The organism is Xanthobacter sp. YC-JY1 (assembly GCF_021730305.1).
In the GTDB taxonomy this organism is placed as follows: domain Bacteria; phylum Pseudomonadota; class Alphaproteobacteria; order Rhizobiales; family Xanthobacteraceae; genus Xanthobacter; species Xanthobacter flavus.
Window position 1 is genome coordinate 4,244,156 of record NZ_CP032674.1, and the last position, 18,310, is coordinate 4,262,465.

19 protein-coding genes are annotated in these 18,310 nt (G+C 68.9%); 8 read left to right on the forward strand and 11 right to left on the reverse strand.

Annotation, left to right across the window (positions count from 1 at the left end):
* Positions 1-59: 59 nt before the first annotated feature.
* The 6 genes from D7006_RS19915 to soxY form a co-directional block, all read right to left on the reverse strand.
* Entirely contained in the window at positions 60-440 is a 381-nt protein-coding gene (locus tag D7006_RS19915; protein ID WP_237356959.1) for a cytochrome c family protein, read from the reverse strand.
* A gap of 99 nt (positions 441-539) precedes the next feature.
* On the reverse strand, positions 540-1,313 hold the full coding sequence (locus D7006_RS19920; protein WP_237354291.1) for a c-type cytochrome: 774 nt from the start codon (positions 1,311-1,313) through the stop codon (positions 540-542).
* Entirely contained in the window at positions 1,297-2,625 is a 1,329-nt protein-coding gene (soxC, locus tag D7006_RS19925; protein WP_237354292.1) for a sulfite dehydrogenase, read from the reverse strand. Before soxC ends, D7006_RS19920 begins: the two co-directional genes overlap by 17 nt.
* A 77-nt stretch (positions 2,626-2,702) precedes the next feature.
* On the reverse strand, positions 2,703-4,397 hold the full coding sequence (gene soxB / locus D7006_RS19930) for a thiosulfohydrolase SoxB (RefSeq protein ID WP_237354293.1): 1,695 nt from the start codon (positions 4,395-4,397) through the stop codon (positions 2,703-2,705).
* A 98-nt stretch (positions 4,398-4,495) separates the two neighbouring features.
* Positions 4,496-4,825, reverse strand: coding sequence for a thiosulfate oxidation carrier complex protein SoxZ (soxZ, locus tag D7006_RS19935; protein ID WP_024280673.1), 330 nt, complete (start codon positions 4,823-4,825; stop codon positions 4,496-4,498).
* Between the two features lie 87 nt (positions 4,826-4,912).
* Positions 4,913-5,431 (reverse strand): thiosulfate oxidation carrier protein SoxY, encoded by a 519-nt coding sequence (gene soxY / locus D7006_RS19940; RefSeq protein ID WP_237354294.1) that lies wholly within the window; start codon positions 5,429-5,431, stop codon positions 4,913-4,915.
* A 256-nt stretch (positions 5,432-5,687) separates the two neighbouring features.
* On the opposite strand from soxY, the gene soxA reads away from it, so the two are divergent.
* Positions 5,688-6,518, forward strand: coding sequence for a sulfur oxidation c-type cytochrome SoxA (gene soxA / locus D7006_RS19945; protein WP_237354295.1), 831 nt, complete (start codon positions 5,688-5,690; stop codon positions 6,516-6,518).
* A 14-nt stretch (positions 6,519-6,532) separates the two neighbouring features.
* Positions 6,533-7,159, forward strand: a complete 627-nt coding sequence (gene soxX, locus D7006_RS19950) for a sulfur oxidation c-type cytochrome SoxX (RefSeq protein WP_237354296.1) — start codon at positions 6,533-6,535, stop codon at positions 7,157-7,159.
* A 42-nt stretch (positions 7,160-7,201) separates the two neighbouring features.
* Here soxX and D7006_RS19955 read toward each other — a convergent pair whose 3' ends face one another.
* Positions 7,202-7,768 (reverse strand): thioredoxin family protein, encoded by a 567-nt coding sequence (locus tag D7006_RS19955; RefSeq protein ID WP_237354297.1) that lies wholly within the window; start codon positions 7,766-7,768, stop codon positions 7,202-7,204.
* A 12-nt stretch (positions 7,769-7,780) separates the two neighbouring features.
* On the reverse strand, positions 7,781-8,506 hold the full coding sequence (locus D7006_RS19960; RefSeq protein ID WP_237354298.1) for a cytochrome c biogenesis CcdA family protein: 726 nt from the start codon (positions 8,504-8,506) through the stop codon (positions 7,781-7,783).
* A gap of 116 nt (positions 8,507-8,622) precedes the next feature.
* Here D7006_RS19960 and D7006_RS19965 point away from each other — a divergent pair, with 116 nt between their 5' ends.
* From D7006_RS19965 to D7006_RS19975, 3 genes are all read left to right on the forward strand, one after another.
* Positions 8,623-9,015, forward strand: a complete 393-nt coding sequence (locus tag D7006_RS19965; RefSeq protein WP_237354299.1) for a thioredoxin fold domain-containing protein — start codon at positions 8,623-8,625, stop codon at positions 9,013-9,015.
* A 32-nt stretch (positions 9,016-9,047) separates the two neighbouring features.
* Positions 9,048-9,419, forward strand: coding sequence for a metalloregulator ArsR/SmtB family transcription factor (locus D7006_RS19970; protein ID WP_169123761.1), 372 nt, complete (start codon positions 9,048-9,050; stop codon positions 9,417-9,419).
* An 80-nt stretch (positions 9,420-9,499) separates the two neighbouring features.
* Positions 9,500-10,606, forward strand: coding sequence for a YeeE/YedE family protein (locus tag D7006_RS19975; protein ID WP_237354300.1), 1,107 nt, complete (start codon positions 9,500-9,502; stop codon positions 10,604-10,606).
* Between the two features lie 9 nt (positions 10,607-10,615).
* On the opposite strand, the gene D7006_RS19980 is transcribed toward D7006_RS19975, so the two are convergent.
* Entirely contained in the window at positions 10,616-11,962 is a 1,347-nt protein-coding gene (locus tag D7006_RS19980; RefSeq protein WP_237354301.1) for an ATP-binding protein, read from the reverse strand.
* Positions 11,959-12,621, reverse strand: a complete 663-nt coding sequence (locus D7006_RS19985) for a response regulator (protein WP_237354302.1) — start codon at positions 12,619-12,621, stop codon at positions 11,959-11,961. Before D7006_RS19985 ends, D7006_RS19980 begins: the two co-directional genes overlap by 4 nt.
* Before the next feature lie 76 nt (positions 12,622-12,697).
* Here D7006_RS19985 and dsbD point away from each other — a divergent pair, with 76 nt between their 5' ends.
* The 3 genes from dsbD to D7006_RS20000 are packed head-to-tail and all read left to right on the forward strand — an operon-like array spanning position 12,698 to position 15,868.
* Complete coding sequence (gene dsbD, locus D7006_RS19990; RefSeq protein WP_237354303.1) at positions 12,698-14,530, forward strand: protein-disulfide reductase DsbD; 1,833 nt, start codon at positions 12,698-12,700, stop codon at positions 14,528-14,530.
* Between the two features lie 22 nt (positions 14,531-14,552).
* On the forward strand, positions 14,553-15,182 hold the full coding sequence (locus D7006_RS19995) for a DsbA family protein (RefSeq protein WP_237354304.1): 630 nt from the start codon (positions 14,553-14,555) through the stop codon (positions 15,180-15,182).
* A gap of 8 nt (positions 15,183-15,190) precedes the next feature.
* A complete protein-coding gene (locus D7006_RS20000; protein ID WP_371744968.1) occupies positions 15,191-15,868 on the forward strand; it encodes a L,D-transpeptidase in 678 nt (225 codons plus the stop codon).
* Positions 15,869-16,002: 134 nt separating this feature from the next.
* Here D7006_RS20000 and D7006_RS20005 read toward each other — a convergent pair whose 3' ends face one another.
* Positions 16,003-18,093: a c-type cytochrome gene (locus tag D7006_RS20005; protein WP_237354305.1), complete on the reverse strand. Its 2,091-nt coding sequence runs from the start codon at positions 18,091-18,093 to the stop codon at positions 16,003-16,005.
* Positions 18,094-18,310 lie beyond the last annotated feature (217 nt).

Below are 18,310 nucleotides of genomic sequence, written 5' to 3' on the forward strand. Positions count from 1 at the left end.
CCTTCAACTGTGCCACCCGCCGGCCCCGCTCCGCAACGGTGCGGCGGGCGGCGCGCGAACTACTTCTTCGAGCCATCCGGCTTGAACTGGGCGAGGAAGGCGATGAGATCGGCGCGCTCCTGCTCGTTCTTGACGCCGGCGAAGGCCATCTTGCCCTTGGGGGCGAGGTGCTTGGGATTCTCGAGATAATCGTTGAGGTTGGCCTCGTCCCACACCTTGCCGGCGGCGGCGCCGTCCTTGATGTCCTGCGAATAGGAATAGCCCTCGAAGTGGGCCCACTTGGCGCCGACGATGCCATTGAGCGGCGGGCCGACCTTCACCTTGGCGTCGGGGCCGACCGCATGGCAGGCCATGCATTTCTTGAACACCGTCTCGCCCTTGGCGATGTCCGGGTCCGCGTGCGCCGGGGCAGCGGCGACGCCGAGCAGGAGGGCGATCATCACGGGGATGCGCACGATCCTCGTCCTTTCCGTTGGAGGGGCTGTGTGGTGTCCCGGACGAGGCGGCCGGGACCCGTCCTTGGCGTTACGACGGACGGCTCACTCCAGATTGCCCTTCGGCGGATCGCCGTCCGGCGTCACGTTGAGGATCTGGGCGCGGGCGGTGACATGGACCTCGCCGCTGCAGTCCTTCATGCAGGGGTTCTTCTTCCAGAAGGCCTTTTCCGAGGTCTCCCGGTCGTCGTCGTAGAAATTGGCCTCGTTGGGCAGGTCCACCTTGGGGAAGTTGTCCTTCGAGAGCACGAAGTCCTCGGCAACGAGATCGTTGAGGTTCAACAGATACGCGACGATGGCGTAGGTCTGGTCCGGCGTGAGCGACAGGTTGCTGCCGAAGGGCATGGCCCGGTGCACGTAGTCATAGACCGTGGAGGCATAGGGCCAGAAGGAGCCGATGGTCTTTTCCGGCCGCTCGGATTTCAGGGTGCCGCGTCCGCCGGCCAGCACCGGCCAGCGGCCCGCGCCCTCGCCGAACTCACCATGGCACTGGGCGCAGTTCTGCAGGAACAGCTCCTCGCCCTCCTTCACCGAGCCCTTGCCCGGCGGCAGGCCCTCGCCATCGGCGCGCACGTCGATGTTCCAGGCGGCGATCTCCTCCTGCAGCGCAGGGCGGCCGAGAGCGATGGCCTTGGCCGCGGCCGGCGCCGTCGCGGCGGGCGCCGCCACGTTCACCGCCTGCCGGGCCTTGTCGGTCTTGTCCTTCTCCGCCTTCGCCGCGGGTTTTCCGGGCTGGGGATCGGCCACGGCCATGCCGGAGACGGCCAGGGCGCCGGCGAGCAAGGCGGAAGCGAGAAGCGTCTCAGCCGACTTCCACATTTTCCGTCTCCCCGTTGGAGCGCACCAGCCACGTCTGGATGCCGTTGTTGTGGTAGATGGAATTGGTGCCACGGATGGCCCGCAGCTCCTGCTTGGTGGGCTGCACATAGCCCGTGTCGTCCATGGCGCGGGACTGCACCATCAGCTCCTGCCCGGCCCAGTCGAAATCGAGATAGAAGCGCGTCATGGACATGGGCAGCGCCGGCCCGTCGATGCGCGCGGTTGTCCAGTTGCGGCCACCGTCCAGCGACACGTCCACCCGCGAGATGGTGCCGCGCCCCGACCAGGCGATGCCGGAGAGCACGTTCGGGCCCTTATGCTTCAAGGGCGCCTGCGGGCTCGGGCTCGTCACCACGGATTTCGCATCCATCACGAAGGTGAAGCGGCGCGAGCGGCCGTCGGCGAGGAGGTCGGTGTATTTCGACGTCTCCTCGCGCTGCTGCCACGGCTGGTCGCCCACCTTGAGGCGGCGCAGCCACTTGACCCACATATTGCCTTCCCAGCCCGGCACCACGAGCCGCACCGGATAGCCCTGCTCGGGCCGCAGCGCCTCGCCATTCATCCCGAACGCGACGAGGCAGTCGTTCATGGCCTTTTCGAGCGGGATGGAGCGGGTCATCACCGCCGCGTCGGCGCCCTCGGCGAGCACCCATTTGCCCTTGGGATTGACGCCGGCCATGTCCAGCAGCGTCTTCAGCGGCACGCCGGTGTAGAAGAGATTGTGGATCATGCCGTGGGTGAACTGGCAGCCGTTGAGCTGCGCGCCGCGCCACTCCATGCCGGAATTGGCCGCGCATTCGAGGAAGTAAGCGCGGTTCACCCGGCCGGGCATGCGCTTGAGGTCTTCCAGCGTGAAGACGAGGGGCTTGTCCACCAGGCCGTGGATCATCAGCCGGTACTTGTCCGGCTCGATCTCCGCCTGTCCGCCATGGTGCCGCACGAAGCACAGGCCATTGGGCGTGATGACGCTGTCGAGAGCATAGAGCGGGGTGAAGCTGACCGAGCTTTGCGAGCTGGCGGTGAGCCACGTCACCTCCCGGCGCACCACGTCCTTCTCGAAAACGGAGGGCTTGCCATAGGGGTTCTCGTTGACCGGCGCGCCGAGGGTCTTGGTCCAGTCGGGCACCGGCACGATGTTGGGATCGGGCGTGCCGGCGGCCGGAGCGGCAAGGGCCGCCCCGCCTCCGGCGACGGCGGCGCCCGCCCCGATGCCCGCAAGGTTGAGGAAGCGCCTCCGGGAAAGCGACGACTTCGACAGCGACGGCTTCGCGCCGCTCGCGCGCTCCGTCGGGGGCAGACTGGTGTCGGACATGGCGTCCTCCCTGATATTCTCTTATTCGTAGTTTTGAATATTTTGATCGGAATGCGGTGCCGGGATGGCCGCGCGCCTCATGCGCCGGTCACCTTCACGGAGGCATTGGGGGCGATCTTCACGGACTTGGTGTCGGTCACGTAGCGCTCCACCAGTTCCCACACCGGCGGGCCTTCCACATTCTGGGCAACGGAGGCCCAGCCGGCGACCGTATAGGCCTTGTCGGCCTCCAGCGGCTTGCCCGTCTTGAGGAAGGTGAGATCGGAGATGCGCTGGCCGGGGCCCTTCGACACGTCAATGGCGTAGCCCACCCCGCCGACGCGCACCATGTCGCCGCCGCCCTGAAAGTAAGGATCGGGATTGAAGATGTTGTCGGCCACGTCCTCCAGCACCTCCTTCAGCTGCCGGCCGGTCATGGTGTTGCGGTAGCAGGCCGGATAGGTGATGGCGGTGGCATTGGCGACGGCATCGAAGGTGATGGGATCACCCGGCAAGAGCGTGCCGCCCCAGCGGAAGCCGGGGGAGAGGGCGATCTCCGCGTCGCGCTCCTTCATGATCGCGTCGCAGATCATGTCGTCGAACGTGCCGTTGAAATTGCCGCGGCGGTAGAGAAGGCTGTCGGCGCGGCCGAGTTCGCGGGAGAGATCCTTGGCGTAGGGCGCGCGGATGTCCGTCACGAGCTTCGTCATCTCCGGGTCCGGCGCGATGACGTCCGAGAACACCGGGATGAGCTGGAAGCGATAGCCGGTGACCTTCCTGTCCTTCACGTCGAGATCGAGGCGGGACACGAACTTGCCGTGGGAGCCGGTGGCCACCAGCAGCGTCTTGCCCACCTCCACCACGCGCGGCATGGCATCGTGGGTATGGGCGGTGAGGATCACGTCGATGCCGTTGACGCGGGACGCCATCTTGCGGTCCACGTCGAAGCCGTTGTGGGAGAGCACCACCACCGCATCGGCGCCGCCCGCGCGGGCGGCGTCCACCTGCTTCTGCATGTCCTCCTCGCGGATGCCGAACTCCCAGTCCGGGATCATCCAGCGCGGGTTGGAGATGGGCGTGCGAGGGAAGGCCTGACCGATCACCGCCACCTTGGCGCCGCCCTTCTCGAAGGTCTTCGCGGCCTCGAACACCGGCTCCTGCCATTCGGCGGAGCGCACGTTCTGGGCGAGGAAGGCGAAGGGCGCCTTCTCCTTGATCTCGGTGACGCGGTCGGCGCCGTAGGTGAATTCCCAGTGGCCGACCATGGCGTCCGTGCCGAGGGCGGAGAACACCTTCACCATGTCCTCGCCCTGCGTCTTCAGCGAGGACCAGGAGCCCTGGAGACCGTCGCCGCCGTCAAGCAGCAGCACCTTGTCCGCGCCGCGCTCGGCCCGGATGGCCTTCACCAGAGTGGCGATGCGGTCCACCCCGCCCATGCGCCCATAGGTGCGGGCGAGCTGGGTAAAGTCTTCCGAGGTGAGGGAATAGGCGTCGCGCGTGCCGGCCTTGAGGCCGAAATACTTGAGGAAAGCTGCATCGGTGAGGTGCGGGGGCACACCCCGCGCATCGCCCACGCCGAGATTGGTGGAGGGCTCGCGGAAATAGAGCGGCACGAGCTGGGCGTGGATGTCGGTGATGTGCAGGATGGTGAAGGTGCCGGCATTGCCGAACTTCAGGAGGTCCGCCTGGCTCAGCGCCTGCGCGCCGACCGCCTGCGCCAGCCCCGTGCCGGAGGCGGCGAGCAGGCCGGCGAGGGCCGTTCCGGCGGACAGAAAATCGCGCCTTGAGATCATAAGGACCACGCTTTCTCAGGTCATGGCGGGAGCGCCCACCGGATCAGCCGATCCGATGGCACCTCCACCGACAACGGAACAATGCGAGGGGCGCCGCCTCAGGCGACGGTGAGCTTCGCGGTGGCCTTCTGCTCGGCGCCGCCGTCATCCTTCCAGGTGAAGGTGAACTCGCCGCTCTCCTTCGCCTTGAAGAAGAAGGACTGGTAGGGGTTCGCCGAAATGGAGGTGAACCACTCCGCGGTGAAGAAGGGCTTGCCGTTGAAGGCGGCCTGGAAGTTGTTGATGATGTCGCGCGGCACGGTCTTGCCGGCGGCGTCCTTGCGCTGGCCGCTTTCCATCTCGTGCGAAATCAGGGTCTTGATCTCGATGATCTCGCCCGCCTTGGCCTGGGCAGGCACGCGCACGCGCGGCTGGGACTTGAGGGCCATGGGTTTCCTCCGGTTTCTGTTCGGCGGCGCTCTGGCGCGCGCCTGTTCTGTTCTTTTGTGTCTTGGGGCAGCGATTCGTCTGTCGAATCAGCCGCCGCAGCCGCCGATGGTGACCTTCACCTGCACCTTGGCCGAATAAAGCTGTCCGCTGGACATCTCCGCCACGGCGATGACGTTCTGCGTCTGCGCGAGGCGCATGCGGGTGGAGGCGGAGGCTTTCCCGCTCTCGGGCGTGAAGTGATAGGTCACCACCTGCGGCAGCGGATTGCCGTCGGCGAAGACGTGGACGGACTTCACGAAGTCCGCCTCGGTCATCGGGCTGTCCACATCGATGTTGATGGGCACGACGAGGCCGTTCTCGGCGATCTCGGGCATGTCGAGCTTGATCTTGCCCGCGCCCATGGTCTTGCCGGCGAACAGCTTCTTCATTTCGTCCGCCACCTGCGCCTCGGTGGCGAGCGCCATGCGCGGCGCCAGCACGGCGGCGAAGGCGGCAAGGCCCGCGAGCTTCAGCGCGCCACGGCGTGTCGGGAGGCCGTGCGCAGACAAGCCGCGCGTAGGGAGGCCGCGCGTAGGGACAAGGGTGGCGTCGAGACGGGGCGGCATGCGTTTTCCTCCTGGCACGACCGGCACTTGAGGGCCGGCTTTTGGCGTTGTTCTTGTTGAATCTCGTCCCCGTGACGGCGGTGGTCGCGGCGGATCAATTTCACATATTGTGATATCGAATTTTTTGAATGTAAAGTAGCTCCTATCCGCTGATCGCATCCATCTATGAGGGATGGAGCGTCGCAGGTGGATCGCCGCGGCTCAAGGGCTTCACGCAGAAGGCCCCAGGCCCCGGACGTCTCGCTGGGGAGGATACATGCGACCCAAAGCCACGTTTCTCACATGCCTGTGCGCCCTCGCCTTGGCGCTCTCACCCCTTGTCACGGCCCGCGCGCAGGACGATGCGAGCGAGAAGGAGATCGAGCGCTACCGCGCCATGATCAACGACCCCATGGCCAATCCCGGCTATCTCGCCGTGGACCGGGGCGAGGCCATCTGGGCCGATCCGCGCGGCACCAAGAACGTCTCGCTGGAGGCCTGCGACCTCGGCCAGGGGCCGGGCAAGCTGGAAGGCGCCTATGCCGCTTTGCCGCGCTATTTCGCGGATGCCGGCAAGGTCATGGATCTGGAGCAGCGCCTGCTGTGGTGCATGGACAAGATCCAGGGCGTGGACATCAAGCCCATCATGGCCAAGCCCTTCTCCGGCCCCGGCCGGGGCTCGGACATGGAGGATCTCGTCGCCTTCATCGCCAACAAGTCCAACGGCATGAAGATCGACATCCCGCTTGCCCATGCCAAGGAGAAGGAGGCCTATGCCATCGGCGAGGCGCTGTTCTATCGGCGCTCGTCCATCAACGACTTTTCCTGCTCCACCTGCCACGGCGATCCCGGCAAGCGCATCCGGCTCCAGGGCCTGCCGCAGCTCGACAAGCCGGGCAAGGACGCCCAGCTCACCATGGGCTCCTGGCCCACCTACCGCGTCTCCCAGAGTTCGCTGCGAACCATGCAGCACCGGCTGTGGGACTGCTATCGCCAGATGCGGATGCCCCCGCCCGATTACGCCTCCGAAGCCGTCACGGCGCTCACCGTCTTCCTGCAGGCGCAGGCGGCCGGGGGCGAGCTGAACGTGCCGTCCATCAAGCGCTGAGGGGAGGAAGAGCCATGAAGACAATCATCATCGCCGCGGCGCTTCTTCTTCCGCAGATCGCCTCTGGCGTGGCCTTCGCGCAGCAGATCCCCCCTGCCCCGCCCGCCGTGGTGGACAGGGTGGTGAAGGAGAGCTTCACCAAGCTCCCGGACGGCTGGGCCGCGCGGCTCGTGCCAGACGAGACCATGGAAATCTGCTCGGTCACGCGCAACCAGCCCTCCGCCAAGCAGGCGGAAGCCATCATGGCCCGCGAGGCCAAGACGGTGAAATATCCGCAGGGCAGCCTGCTCGGCGACTGGAAGAAGGGCGCCGAGGTGGCGCAGAACGGGCGGGGCGGCCAGTTCTCCGATCCGCCCGGCACGGTGAGCGGCGGCAATTGCTATGCCTGCCACCAGATGGACCCGAAGGAAGTCAGCTACGGCACCCTCGGCCCCAGCCTCGTCAACTACGGCGCGGACCGCAAATTCTCCGCCGAGGATGCGAAAGCCGCCTACGCCAAGGTCTACAACGCGCAGGCAGTGTTCGCCTGCTCGCCCATGCCGCGCTTCGGGCACAACGGTGTGCTCAGCGAAGAGCAGATGAAGGACGTGGTGGCCTATCTGTTCGATCCCAACTCTCCGGTGAACAAGCCGGCGAAATGAGACGATCGGCGGGGGCGCTCCGGCGTCCCCGCCCTTTTGCATTCAGCCCTTGCCCTGCTTGCCGAGCCACGCATCGAAAGGCTCGCGGGCATAGGCGCCTTCGGCCACATAGCGGAACAAAGCGGAGAATTCCGGCCGGGGCAGCAGTCCCGGCATGCGCGCCACCTCCTTGGGCTTTCCATCCACCTCGGCGAAGAACTGGAAGGTGGGCGTGGCGCGGATGCGCTCGCGCTGGCCCAGCGCCTTCTCGGTGAGCCGCGCGCCGTCGAGGAAGGTCACCTCCCGCGCGCCGAACAGGTCCAGATGCACGATATCGAACGCCTCCCGGATGGGCGTCTCGATGGCCGGATCGGCGAAATAGGCGGTGTGCAGCTCCTTGCAATAGATGCAGCCGCGCTGGCTCCACTGGAGCGCGAATCCCCGCCCCTTCCCGCGCGCGGCGGCGAAATCCTCGGACAGGTCGAGGAAGCTGTCCACATACCAATCTTCAGTATAGAGCCCGTCATCGCCGAGCCGCGCCTTGGCCTGCGCACCGGCGGGAAGGAGCGCCGCCGCGAGCCCGGCGGAGGCCTGAAAGAGGTGCCGGCGGCTGAGCGTGGGGTCTGCCATGGGTGGTCCTCCCTATCCGATGCGGCCGAGGCCAGGCGCGGCGTCGAGCAGCCATTGGGCGATCTGGGGCATGAAGCCGGTCATGAAGGCGATGCCGGTGAGGATGAGCAGCCCGCCGGCGATCTTCTCGACCAGCCCGAGCCGGCTGCGCGCCGCCCGTGACCAGGCGAGGAACCGCTCGGTGAAAGCGGCGGCGATGAGGAAGGGAATGCCGATTCCGGCAGCATAGATGGCGAGCAGCAGCATCCCCCGCCCCACCGACGCCTCGGCCCCGGCGACGAGCAGGATCGCCGCCAGCACCGGCCCCACGCAGGGCGACCAGCCGAAGCCGAAGGCGAGGCCCACCACATAGGGCCCGATGAGCCCCGCCGGCCGCGCCATGGGCTCCAGCCGCGCCTGCCGGTAGAGCAGCGGGATGCGCACCAGCCCCGTCATGTGCAGCCCGAACAGCACCAGCAGCGCGCCGGAGAACAGCGTGAGGGTCTCGATGTGCTCCATCAGCACCCGCCCGAGGGAGGAGGCCGTGGCCCCCAGCAGCACGAAGACGGAGGCGAAGCCGAGCACGAACAAAAGCGCTGCCCCGAGCACGCCGCGGCGCGCGGGCCCAGACTCCGCGCCCTCCGTCGCGGCACCCGCGAGGAAGCCGAGATAGGCCGGCACCAGCGGCAGCACGCAGGGCGAGGCGAACGAGAGCAGGCCGGCAAGGAAAGCTCCTGCGAGGCTGACATCGAGAGACATGCTCCTCCCCGATCGTTGGAAACCGCGTCTTCCAGGGTGCGCGGATTGGTCCTTGCTCAAGATATATGCGAATGCGATAATATGTCTCGTGAAATCCACGTCGGGATTGTGAATTCATGCGCCCTTCAGCGTGCCTGATGCTCGCGGCCGGCCTCCTCGCCGGGGGTCTTTCGGTGGCCCTCGCGCCGGCCGCCTCGGCGCGCGAGCTGCTGATGTTCGAGCGCAAGGGCTGCGCCTATTGCCTGAAGTTCGACCACGACGTGGCACCCATCTACGAAAAGACCGACGAGGGGCAGCGCGCGCCGCTCCGGCGTGTGGACCTGTCCGACGGCACGCCCGGCGACGTGGTGCTGGCGGCGCCGGTCCGCTTCACGCCCACCTTCGTGCTGGTGGACGAGGGGCGCGAAGTCGGGCGCATTATTGGCTATGCTTCGGATGAAGCGTTCTGGGGCCTGCTCGGCTCGATGCAGGACACCATGACGGACAGGATGGCAGGCGCGCGGCCGTGAGGTCGCCCCGCCGGGATTGAGAAGGCAGGCACATGTCGATCGTTTCCAGGCGACTTGAGGACGAACTGCGGGAAGGCCCGGAGATCTCGCCCGAGCTTGACCGCCTCATGCGCAACGCCCGCAAGGCGAGCGACTTCCTGAAAGCCCTCTCCCACGAGAACCGCCTGCTGCTTCTGTGCCTGCTGGCTGAGGGCGAGCGCTCGGTGACGGAGCTGGAAAACATCCTCTCCCTGCGCCAGCCCACCGTCTCGCAGCAGCTGGCGCGCCTGCGCCTCGACGATCTCGTCACCACGCGGCGCGACGGCAAGACCATCTATTACAGCCTCGCCAACGATGATGTGCGCCGGGTGATCTCGGTGATCTACGACATGTATTGCGGCACCTCAGCATCGGACGCAAAGTAAGCTTTAGAAAAAATGCGCCGGGCCGGCGACGGGACGCTTCACAAGTCCCGCTCCGGCCGTCTCAGGGAGGAGGGCGCGCAATGGATGTTTCAAGCCCCTGGTGGACCGCGCTCGCCGGTCTCGCCGTGGGCGGGGTGGTCGGCTTCGCCGTGTTCCGCGCCCGCCTGTGCACCTTCGGTGCGCTGGAAGACGCCATGGTGGGCCACGACTGGCGCCGCATGAAGGTGTTCGCCCTCGCCCTAGGCCTCGCCGTGCTCGGCACGCAGGCCCTCGCCATGGCCGGCATCCTTGCCCCGGACCGCACCAATTACGTCACCACCGCGCTGCCGTGGCTCGGCATCCTCACCGGGGGTGTGCTGTTCGGCCTCGGCATGGCGCTGGTGGGCACGTGCGCCTTCGGCTCGCTGGTGCGCCTGGGATCGGGCGACCTGCGCAGCCTCGTCGTGCTGCTGGTGTTCGGGGCGGTCGCCTACGCCACCTTGCGCGGCATCTTCGCCGGCATCCGGGTGGACGGGCTGGAGCGCATCGCCCTGCTGCTGCCGACCGGCACCGCGAGCGACCTGCCCTCCATCATGGGGCGCCTCACCGGGCACGATTTCAGGGGCATCCTCACCGCCGTCGCCGGCGTCGCGCTGGTGGCGCCGGCCTTCGCCGACCGCAGGCTGCGCCGCGCCGGACGGCTGATGACGGCCGGGGTGATGCTGGGGCTTGGCGTGGTCGCCGGCTGGCTCGCCACCACCTGGCTGGTGGACGAGTTCGCCCACCCCACACCCCCGCAGAGCCTCACCTTCGTCTCGCCGGTGGCGCGCGCTCTGTTCGGCGTGCTGTTCGAGCCCACGAGCCTCGCCGAGTTCGGCGCCGGCAGCGTCTTCGGTGTCGCCCTCGGCGCCTTCGCCGCCGCCCGCCTCGCGGACGAATTCCGCTGGGAGGCGTTCGACGACCCGCGCGAGATGAAGCGCCATCTGCTCGGCGCGGTGCTCATGGGCGCGGGCGGCATCCTCTGCGGCGGCTGCACCATCGGGCAGGGCCTGACGGCCGGTTCCCTCTTCGCCTTGTCCTGGCCGCTCGCGGTGGCGGGGATGGCGGTCGGCGCGCGGCTGGGCATCGCGCTGCTGATGGAAGGTTCGCTGACCGGCTTCGTGCGCCAGAGCGTGGCCGGCCGCTTCGGCTTCCACAACAAGCCCTGACGGGGAGCCTCAGGCGGCGCCGCGCGGCCACACGATGGTCGCCCTCAGGCCCGCGCCATCGCGGCGGTTCTCCAGCGTGAGCCGGGCACCGGCGCGGGCGGCAGCCATGGTGGCGATGGTGAGCCCGAGGCCGCTTCCCGCCCCGCTCCGGCTGCGCCCCCGGTAGAAGCGGCGCGTCACCAGCGGCAGCTCATCCTCGGGAATGCCCGGCCCCTCGTCCTCCACGCACAGCCCGCCGGCGCAGGGACGCCAGGCGATGGTGCCGCCGCCGACCATGTGCTCGACGGTATGCTCGACGGCGTTCTCGTGCAGGTTCCGCAGCATCAGGTGCAGCGCCTCGTGGTCGCCCTTCAGCTTCACCGCGTCGAGGGCGTCGTCCACCACCACATGGGCCGTCGCGGGCTTCGACGTCTGGCGCACGATGTCGCGCAGCAGCGCCCCGGCCTCCGTCTCGCCGAAGGCTTCGAGCGGCGGGGACGGCGTGCCTTCGAGCTTGGCGAGCGCCAGCAGCTGCCGCACGAGACGGGTGGTGCGGTCCACGGAGACGAGGATCTGCCGCAGCGCGCCCTCGCGCGTCGGCGCATCATGCGCCGCCAGCGCGATCTGGGCCTGCGTCTTCAGGCCGGCGAGGGGCGTGCGCAATTCGTGCGCGGCGAAGGCGGTCACGTCGCGCTCCTGCCGCCGCGCGGCCTCCACCTTGGCGAACAGGCCGTTGATGGCCTCCAGCAGCGGGCGGATCTCGGCCGGAGCCGCGGCGGGCGCCACGGGCCGCATGTCCTCGCCGTCACGGGCGGCGATGTCGCCGGCCACCGCATGGAGCGGCGCCAGCCCGCGGCCGACGCTGATCCAGATGAGCAGGCCCAGCAGGGGTACGACGAGGATCACCGGCGCCAGCAGCCCCGCCACCAGATCGCGCACCAGCCGGTCGCGCAGGCCGATGCGGTCGCCCACCATCACCCGCACGCCCTTGTCCGGATCGAGGATGGTATAGACCCGCCACGGCTCGCCGTTCACCGTGCGCTCGGAGAAGCCTTCCGCGGGCCCCGCCAGCGCCTCCTCCGGCGCGCCGCCGGATTTCGCGACGAGGCGCCCGTCCAGCGACCAGATCTGGCACGAGAGCTGGCGCTCGTAGCCGGCCTCCGGCGGGGCCGTCGCCTGCGCCACGGCCTCGGCGGCCGCGATGTTGCCGCCGGCCACCAGCGAATGGACCATGCGCGCCGCCTCCTGCAGGCGGGTATCCAGCACATGCTCCAGCTCACTGCGGCTGGAGGCGTAGATCCAGCCGGTCGCGCACAGCCAGATGACGCCCGTCGCCGCCAGCAGGATCAGCACCAGCCTGCGCTTGAGCGAGGTCATGCCGCCCCCCTGACGCGATAGCCGAGGCCGCGCACGGTCTCGATGGTCTCGCGGCCGACCTTGGCCCGAAGGTTGTGGATGTGCACCTCCACGGCGTTGCTCTCCACCTCCCCCTGCCAGCCATAGAGCCGCTCCTCGATCTCCATGCGGGAGCGGATCACGCCGGGCCGCTCCATGAGCGTGGAGAGCACCGCGAACTCGCGCCGCGACAGGGCGATGGACTGCCCGTCCAGCGTCGCCGCGAGGGTGGCGGGGTCGAGCACCAGCGCGCCCACCTTGAGCAGCGGGCCGGCCCGGCCGTGGCCACGGCGGGCGATGGCGCGCACGCGGGCGTTCAGTTCGTCGAGGTCGAAGGGCTTGCCGAGATAATCGTCGGCGCCGCCGTCGAGGCCGCGCACCCGGTCCGGCGCCTCGTCGAGGGCGGTGAGCAGGAGGACGGGCGTCGTGTCCCCTCGTGCGCGCAGGCCGGCGAGCACGTCCAGGCCGGAGCCGTCCGGGAGCATCACGTCGAGCACCACCGCATCGAAGCGCGCGGCCGCGAGCGCCGCCCGCGCATCGGCGCAGGTCGTCGCATCGTCCACCGTCGCCCCGGCGAGGCCGAGCCCCACCTTGAGGCCGTCCATCAGGACCGGATCGTCCTCGACGACCAATATGCGCATCACACCACTCCCCTTGCCCCTTCCCTTCTACCCCGACCTTAAGGCCCGCTTAAGGTGGGCGTCCGAGGGAGCGTTCATGGTCGCGAACACGCCCCGCTCTCCCCTGTCGTACCTCCGCCGCACGTGCGCCGTCCTGGCGCTGGCCGTGCTGTCGGCCATCGGCGCCGGCTCCGCGCTGGCCCAGAGCCGCATCCTGAAGGCGGACGAGGCCTTCACCGTCTCGGCGACACGGGCGACGGACGGCGGCCTCGCCCTGAGCTGGCGCATCGCGCCGGGCACCTATCTCTATCGCGAGAGCCTGAAGGCCGGGATGGAGGGCGCCTCCGTCCCCCTCGCCTTGCCGCCGGGCGAGCAGAAGGACGATCCGAATTTCGGGCCGGTGGACATCTATCACCGGTCCGTCGCGGCGCAGACCACCGGCCTCCCGGCGACGGGGACAATGGACATCTCCTTCCAGGGCTGCGCCGAGCAGGGGGTCTGCTACCCAGTCGTGACGCGGCAGGTGGATCTCGCGACGCTCGCCATCACCCCCGCCCGTCCGCCCGCCGAAGCCTCGCCCACGCAGGACCAAGGGAGCAGCGCGTCGCCCCGCGAACCTGCCGCAGCGCCCGCGCCCGCAGCGCAACCGGCCGCCATGGATGGGCTGTTCCAAACTGGCCTGCTGCCCCTGCTGGGGGCCTTCTTCGGCCTCGGCCTGCTGCTCGCCTTCACGCCCTGCGTCTTCCCCATGCTGCCGATCCTCTCGGGCATCCTCGCCGGCGGCGGAGCGAAGCCGACACCGGCCCGCGGCCTCGCCTTGTCCGGCGCCTATGGCCTTGCCATGGCTGCGGCCTATGGCGTGCTCGGCATGACCGTCGCCTGGACCGGCGCGAATCTTCAGGCGGCTCTGCAGACGCCATGGGCCATCGGCTTGATGGCCGCCGTGTTCGTCGTGCTGGCTGGCGCCATGTTCGGTCTCATCGATCTCGCCGTCCCGTCCGCACTCGCGGCGCGGCTGCCGTCGGGCGTGCGCGGTTCCATCGCGGGGGCGGCGGGGCTCGGCTTCGCCTCGGCGCTGGTGGTGGGGCCGTGCGTGACGCCGCCGCTCGCCGCCGCCATGCTCTATGCGGCGCAGACGGGCGATGCCGCGCGCGGCGCCTCCGCCCTGTTCATGCTGGGCCTCGGCATGGCGGCACCGCTGGTGGCGGTGGGGGCGTTCGGCGCGCAGATCCTGCCCCGCTCGGGGCGCTGGCTTCTCGCCATCAAGCAGGGCTGCGGCGTGCTCTTCCTCGCCATCGCCGCATGGCTCGCGGCGCGCGTGCTGCCCGACGCCGCCGGCCTTGCCCTCTACGGCCTTCTCGCCATCGGCCTCGGCGTGTTCGCAGGCGGCTTCGATGCGCTGACCTCCGACGCCGATGCCGGCCGCCCGATAGGCAAAACCTTGGGCAAGACGGCAGGCATCGCCGCCGTGGCGTGCGGGCTCCTGCTGCTGGTGGGCGCGGCCGGCGGCGCGAGCGATCCACTGCGCCCCCTTGGCTTCCTCGCCGCGCCGGCCCGCCCGGTCATCGCGGAAGCGCGGGAGGTGCGGGTGTCGTCCCCCGCCGCGCTGACGCAGGCACTCGCCGCCCGTCAGGACGGCCGCCCCACCCTCGTCTCCTTCACCGCCGACTGGTGCACGGTCTGCAAGTCCAACGAAACGACGATGGCTGCGCCGGCCGCAGCCGCGCGCCTGTCCGGGCTGGATCGGATCGCCGTGGACGTGACCCGGTATGGCGATGGCGCGCAGGCCCTCATGGGCCGCTACGCGGTCATCGGCCCGCCGACCTTGTTCCTCCTCGATCCCACCGGGCGCGAGGTGCCGGGATCGCGCCGCGTGGGCGCGCTGACCCTCGCCGACATCGACCACCTCGCCATTCAAGCGGGCCTCTGACCCCATGACCGAAGGACGACCCATGCGCCGCAGGGAATTCATCCGCATCGCCGCGCTCACAGCGCTCGTGCCAGCCGCGCTGGCGGGCACGCGCGGGGCACGGGCGGAAGGCGTCGACGTCAACGCCATCCTCCGCGACCCGGCCGCGCCGACCTTCGGCAATGCGGACGGCGACGTCACCATCGTCGCCTTCCTCGATTACAACTGCCCCTTCTGCAAGAAATCGGCGCCGGACCTCGCCCGCGTGGTGAAGGAGGACGGGCACATCCGGCTCGTCTACAAGGACTGGCCGGTGCTGACCGAGGCTTCGGTCTACGGCGCGCAGCTGGCGCTCGCGGCGACCTATCAGGGGCGCTACGAGACGGTGCACGACGCGCTGATGGCCATCCCCGGCCGCCGCATCGACGAGCCGACCATGCTGAAGGCCGTGGCCGGCTCGGGCGTCGACCTCGACCGGCTGATGGCGGATCTCAAAGCCCATATCGCGGACATCGGCGCGCTCCTGAAGCGCAACGCCGCGCAGGCGGAGTCCCTCGGCCTCAGCGGCACGCCCACCTATCTGGTCGGCCCGCTGCTCGCCTCCACCCTCGACTATTCCAACTTCAAGCGCGCCGTGGCCGAAGCCCGCCGCCGCCAGACCGCGGGGGAATGATGCCGCACGTGGATCCTCTCTCCGCCGCCAACATGCTCTCTCGTCGCAGCCTGTTCACCACCCTCCTGCTGCCGCTGGCCCTCGGGGCCTGCGTGACCACGCAGGAGGAGATGCCAGTAAAGGCGCCGCGCATCGCGCCGACCGATGCCGCGCGCTATGGCGCGCTGGAGGACAATGGCTTCCGCATTCCCGCCGCTGATCCCGACGACATCAAGCCGCGCAACGTCCGCCAGCTGGTGAGCAACCCCACCGGACAGGAGCCGGGCACGCTGGTGGTCGATCCCCGGAACCGCTTCCTCTATCTCGTGCAGGAGAACGGCAAGGCGCTGCGCTATGGCGTGGGTGTCGGCCGCGAAGGGCTCGAATTCTCCGGCACCGCGAATGTGGGCAACAAGCGCGAATGGCCGAGCTGGCGGCCCACCGACGCCATGATCGCGCGCGAGCCCGCCAAGTATCGCCCCTGGGCCGGTGGCATGGCGGGGGGCGAGACCAATCCCCTGGGTGCCCGCGCGCTCTATCTGTTCAAGGACGGCAAGGACACGCTCTACCGCATCCACGGCACCAACGAGCCGTGGACCATCGGCGAGGCGGTCTCCTCCGGCTGCATCCGCATGATGAACCAGGACGTGATCGACCTGTACCGCCGCGTGCCGAACGGCACCAAGGTGGTGGTGCTTCCCGTCTGAGTTCTCCAAGCCTGCGCGGCGCCTGAGCGAGGCAACGCAACACTTTCACCCTTTCCACCCGTCCATTGTCCCGCGACGGGGGGATGCGCGAGCGCCCGGACCCTGCACGGCCCGGGCGCTCGTTGCCTGTTCAATCAGTAGCGGGCGTCCGCCGGCTTCTTGTCCTTCGGCCAGTCGTTCACCTTGGGGGCGAAGTCCGGCCGCGGCATGTGGCTGAAATATTCGGCCACATCCACCGCCTCCTGGTCGGTGAGGCCGCCCTGGCCCAGCGGGAAGCCGCCGTGGAAGCCGATGGGCATGTTGCGCTTCACGAAGGCCGCGGCCGTGTAGGTGCGCGCCATGCCCGCGCCGATGTTGAAGGACTGGTCGCCCCAGAGCGGGGGATAGACGAAGGCGCCGGCGGCGTCCTTTATGCCCTCTCCGTTCGAGCCGTGGCAGACGGCGCACTGGGCGGCGTAGACCCTGCCGCCGTTCTCCGTGTCCGGCTTGATCGCCTGGCTGATCTTGCCGACGCCGCGGCCCTCCACCTTGTCCTCGGGCTTCGTCTCCCGCTTCATCCAGTCGAAATAGGCCACCATGGCCTTCATGTCGTCGCCGTCCTTCGCCAGCGGCTTGCCGTTCATGGAGCGCAGGAAGCAGCCGTTGATGCGGTCTTCCAGCGTGATCTCCCGCCCGGCCCGCGGCGCGTAGCTCGGGAAGAAGGCGGAGACGCCCACATAGGGCGAGCCATCGGCCACCGTGCCGGCATTGAGGTGGCAGCTGGAGCAGTTCAGCACGTTGCCGACATTCTTCGGCAGCAGAGTGTGCGTCTCGGTGTTGAGGCGCATGCCGCGCACCAATTGGGCCGCATTGGGCTCCTTCAGCACATCCGCGATGCGCGGCGTGTCGAAGGGCCGGGTATCCACCTTCGGGTCGAGCGTCGCGCGCGCGACCTTCACATGCGCGGTCGTGACCGGCGCCGCACCGCCGCCCCAGCTGGCGCGGACAAAGGAGAGGATGTCAGCGATCTCGTCGTCCCCCAGCCGGGCGAAGCCGGGCATGGTGAAGACGCGGGCATGCGCCTGCGTCTGCGCCGTCGCCCAGCCGGTCAGGGTGATGTGGACGAGCGTCGAGGGGTCCTTGGCCGCGACCGTCGGATTGCCGCCGAGCGGCGGGAACACCTTGGCGACGCCGGCCCCGTTCAGACGATGGCAGTCGGCGCAGAACTGGGCGTAAGCGAGCCCGCCCCGGGTGGTGAACATGGCCGCGGGAATGCCGGTGTCCGGCGTCGCCGGGCGCTGCGCGCGCGGCTGGTCGGTGGGCAGGCCGCCGAGATAGGTGGCGATGGCCACGAGATCGGCGTCGGTGAAGTTCTGGGTGGAGTTGTGGATCACCTCGGTCATGGAGCCGGAGACGGTGCCGAAGCGGTTCTGGCCGGTCTTCAGCAGCTCCACCGTGTCATCCACGTCGCCGAGGCCGCGCAGGTTGACCGCGTTCCATTCCTCGACCTTTGAGCCCGCGAGGAACGTTTCGCCGCTGCCGTCCGTGTCGGACATAGCGCGTTCCTGGAAGCCGATGCCCCGCGGCGTGTGGCAGGCGCCGCAATGGCCGAGCCCCTGCACCAGATAGGCGCCGCGATTCCACACCTCGCTTTTGCCGGCATCGGCGACGAAGGGATGGCTGTCGAGGAACATCTCGTTCCAGAAGGCGAGCGTCCAGCGTTGGTTGAAGGGGAAGCCGATGCCGGACGGCCGGTTGGGGCTGTCCACCGGCGCCACGCCCTTCATGAGGTAGACGTAGAGCGCGTACATGTCGTCCGGCGACATCTTCGCGTAGGACGGGTACGGCATGGCCGGGTACATGTGGGTGCCGTCGGCGGTCACGCCCTTGCGCATGGCGCGGTCGAAGGCGCCGAAGCTGTAGCGGCCGATGCCGGTCTTCGGATCGGGGGTGATGTTGGTGGAGTAGAGCATGCCGAACGGCGTCTCCAGCCCACGCCCGCCGGCCATGGGCTTCCCGTCCGCCGTGGTGTGGCAGGCGACGCAGTCACCCAGCTCCGCGATGTACTTGCCGCGGGCCACCAGCTCCGGGGCTGCCGCCTGCGGCAGCGTGCGACCGCCATCATCGATGCGCGGCGGGGTGACGATCCACCCGAAAACCGCCGCGCCAACCACCGCGACGCCGGCTGCGGCCGCCGCGAGCGTCTTCAATCGCGGCCTGCGCCGGATTGTACCTTCGTCGTTCATGGAACGACCTCCTGTCATGGCCGGCGCCTCGAAAGCACGCACGAACCCTCCCGGAGAAACGGCTTCCCGTCCCTCCGGCGATTCGCGGCTGCTGTCGCGCCGCCGTCCAAGTCCCGCGCGGCGACACTACGCCCGCACCGCAGCAGGGCATTGACGCACCGCAACTGTGAAATTTCCCGCGCGCCTTGCAGCGCAGGCCCGACGACCTATCTGGACA

What these genes read in the sequence shown, in the direction of transcription:
- D7006_RS19985 (WP_237354302.1), bottom strand. Translation starts at nt 12,621, where the DNA reads ATGCGCATATTGGTCGTCGAGGACGATCCGGTCCTGATGGACGGCCTC.
- soxC (WP_237354292.1), bottom strand. Translation starts at nt 2,625, where the DNA reads ATGTCCGACACCAGTCTGCCCCCGACGGAGCGCGCGAGCGGCGCGAAG.
- D7006_RS19955 (WP_237354297.1), bottom strand. Translation starts at nt 7,768, where the DNA reads ATGGCAGACCCCACGCTCAGCCGCCGGCACCTCTTTCAGGCCTCCGCC.
- D7006_RS19980 (WP_237354301.1), bottom strand. Translation starts at nt 11,962, where the DNA reads ATGACCTCGCTCAAGCGCAGGCTGGTGCTGATCCTGCTGGCGGCGACG.
- soxY (WP_237354294.1), bottom strand. Translation starts at nt 5,431, where the DNA reads ATGCCGCCCCGTCTCGACGCCACCCTTGTCCCTACGCGCGGCCTCCCT.
- D7006_RS20005 (WP_237354305.1), bottom strand. Translation starts at nt 18,093, where the DNA reads ATGAACGACGAAGGTACAATCCGGCGCAGGCCGCGATTGAAGACGCTC.
- soxZ (WP_024280673.1), bottom strand. Translation starts at nt 4,825, where the DNA reads ATGGCCCTCAAGTCCCAGCCGCGCGTGCGCGTGCCTGCCCAGGCCAAG.
- D7006_RS19920 (WP_237354291.1), bottom strand. Translation starts at nt 1,313, where the DNA reads ATGTGGAAGTCGGCTGAGACGCTTCTCGCTTCCGCCTTGCTCGCCGGC.
- soxX (WP_237354296.1), top strand. Translation starts at nt 6,533, where the DNA reads ATGAAGACAATCATCATCGCCGCGGCGCTTCTTCTTCCGCAGATCGCC.
- dsbD (WP_237354303.1), top strand. Translation starts at nt 12,698, where the DNA reads ATGGTCGCGAACACGCCCCGCTCTCCCCTGTCGTACCTCCGCCGCACG.
- D7006_RS19995 (WP_237354304.1), top strand. Translation starts at nt 14,553, where the DNA reads ATGCGCCGCAGGGAATTCATCCGCATCGCCGCGCTCACAGCGCTCGTG.
- D7006_RS19915 (WP_237356959.1), bottom strand. Translation starts at nt 440, where the DNA reads ATGATCGCCCTCCTGCTCGGCGTCGCCGCTGCCCCGGCGCACGCGGAC.
- D7006_RS19970 (WP_169123761.1), top strand. Translation starts at nt 9,048, where the DNA reads ATGTCGATCGTTTCCAGGCGACTTGAGGACGAACTGCGGGAAGGCCCG.
- D7006_RS19960 (WP_237354298.1), bottom strand. Translation starts at nt 8,506, where the DNA reads ATGTCTCTCGATGTCAGCCTCGCAGGAGCTTTCCTTGCCGGCCTGCTC.
- D7006_RS19965 (WP_237354299.1), top strand. Translation starts at nt 8,623, where the DNA reads ATGCGCCCTTCAGCGTGCCTGATGCTCGCGGCCGGCCTCCTCGCCGGG.
- soxB (WP_237354293.1), bottom strand. Translation starts at nt 4,397, where the DNA reads ATGATCTCAAGGCGCGATTTTCTGTCCGCCGGAACGGCCCTCGCCGGC.
- soxA (WP_237354295.1), top strand. Translation starts at nt 5,688, where the DNA reads ATGCGACCCAAAGCCACGTTTCTCACATGCCTGTGCGCCCTCGCCTTG.
- D7006_RS19975 (WP_237354300.1), top strand. Translation starts at nt 9,500, where the DNA reads ATGGATGTTTCAAGCCCCTGGTGGACCGCGCTCGCCGGTCTCGCCGTG.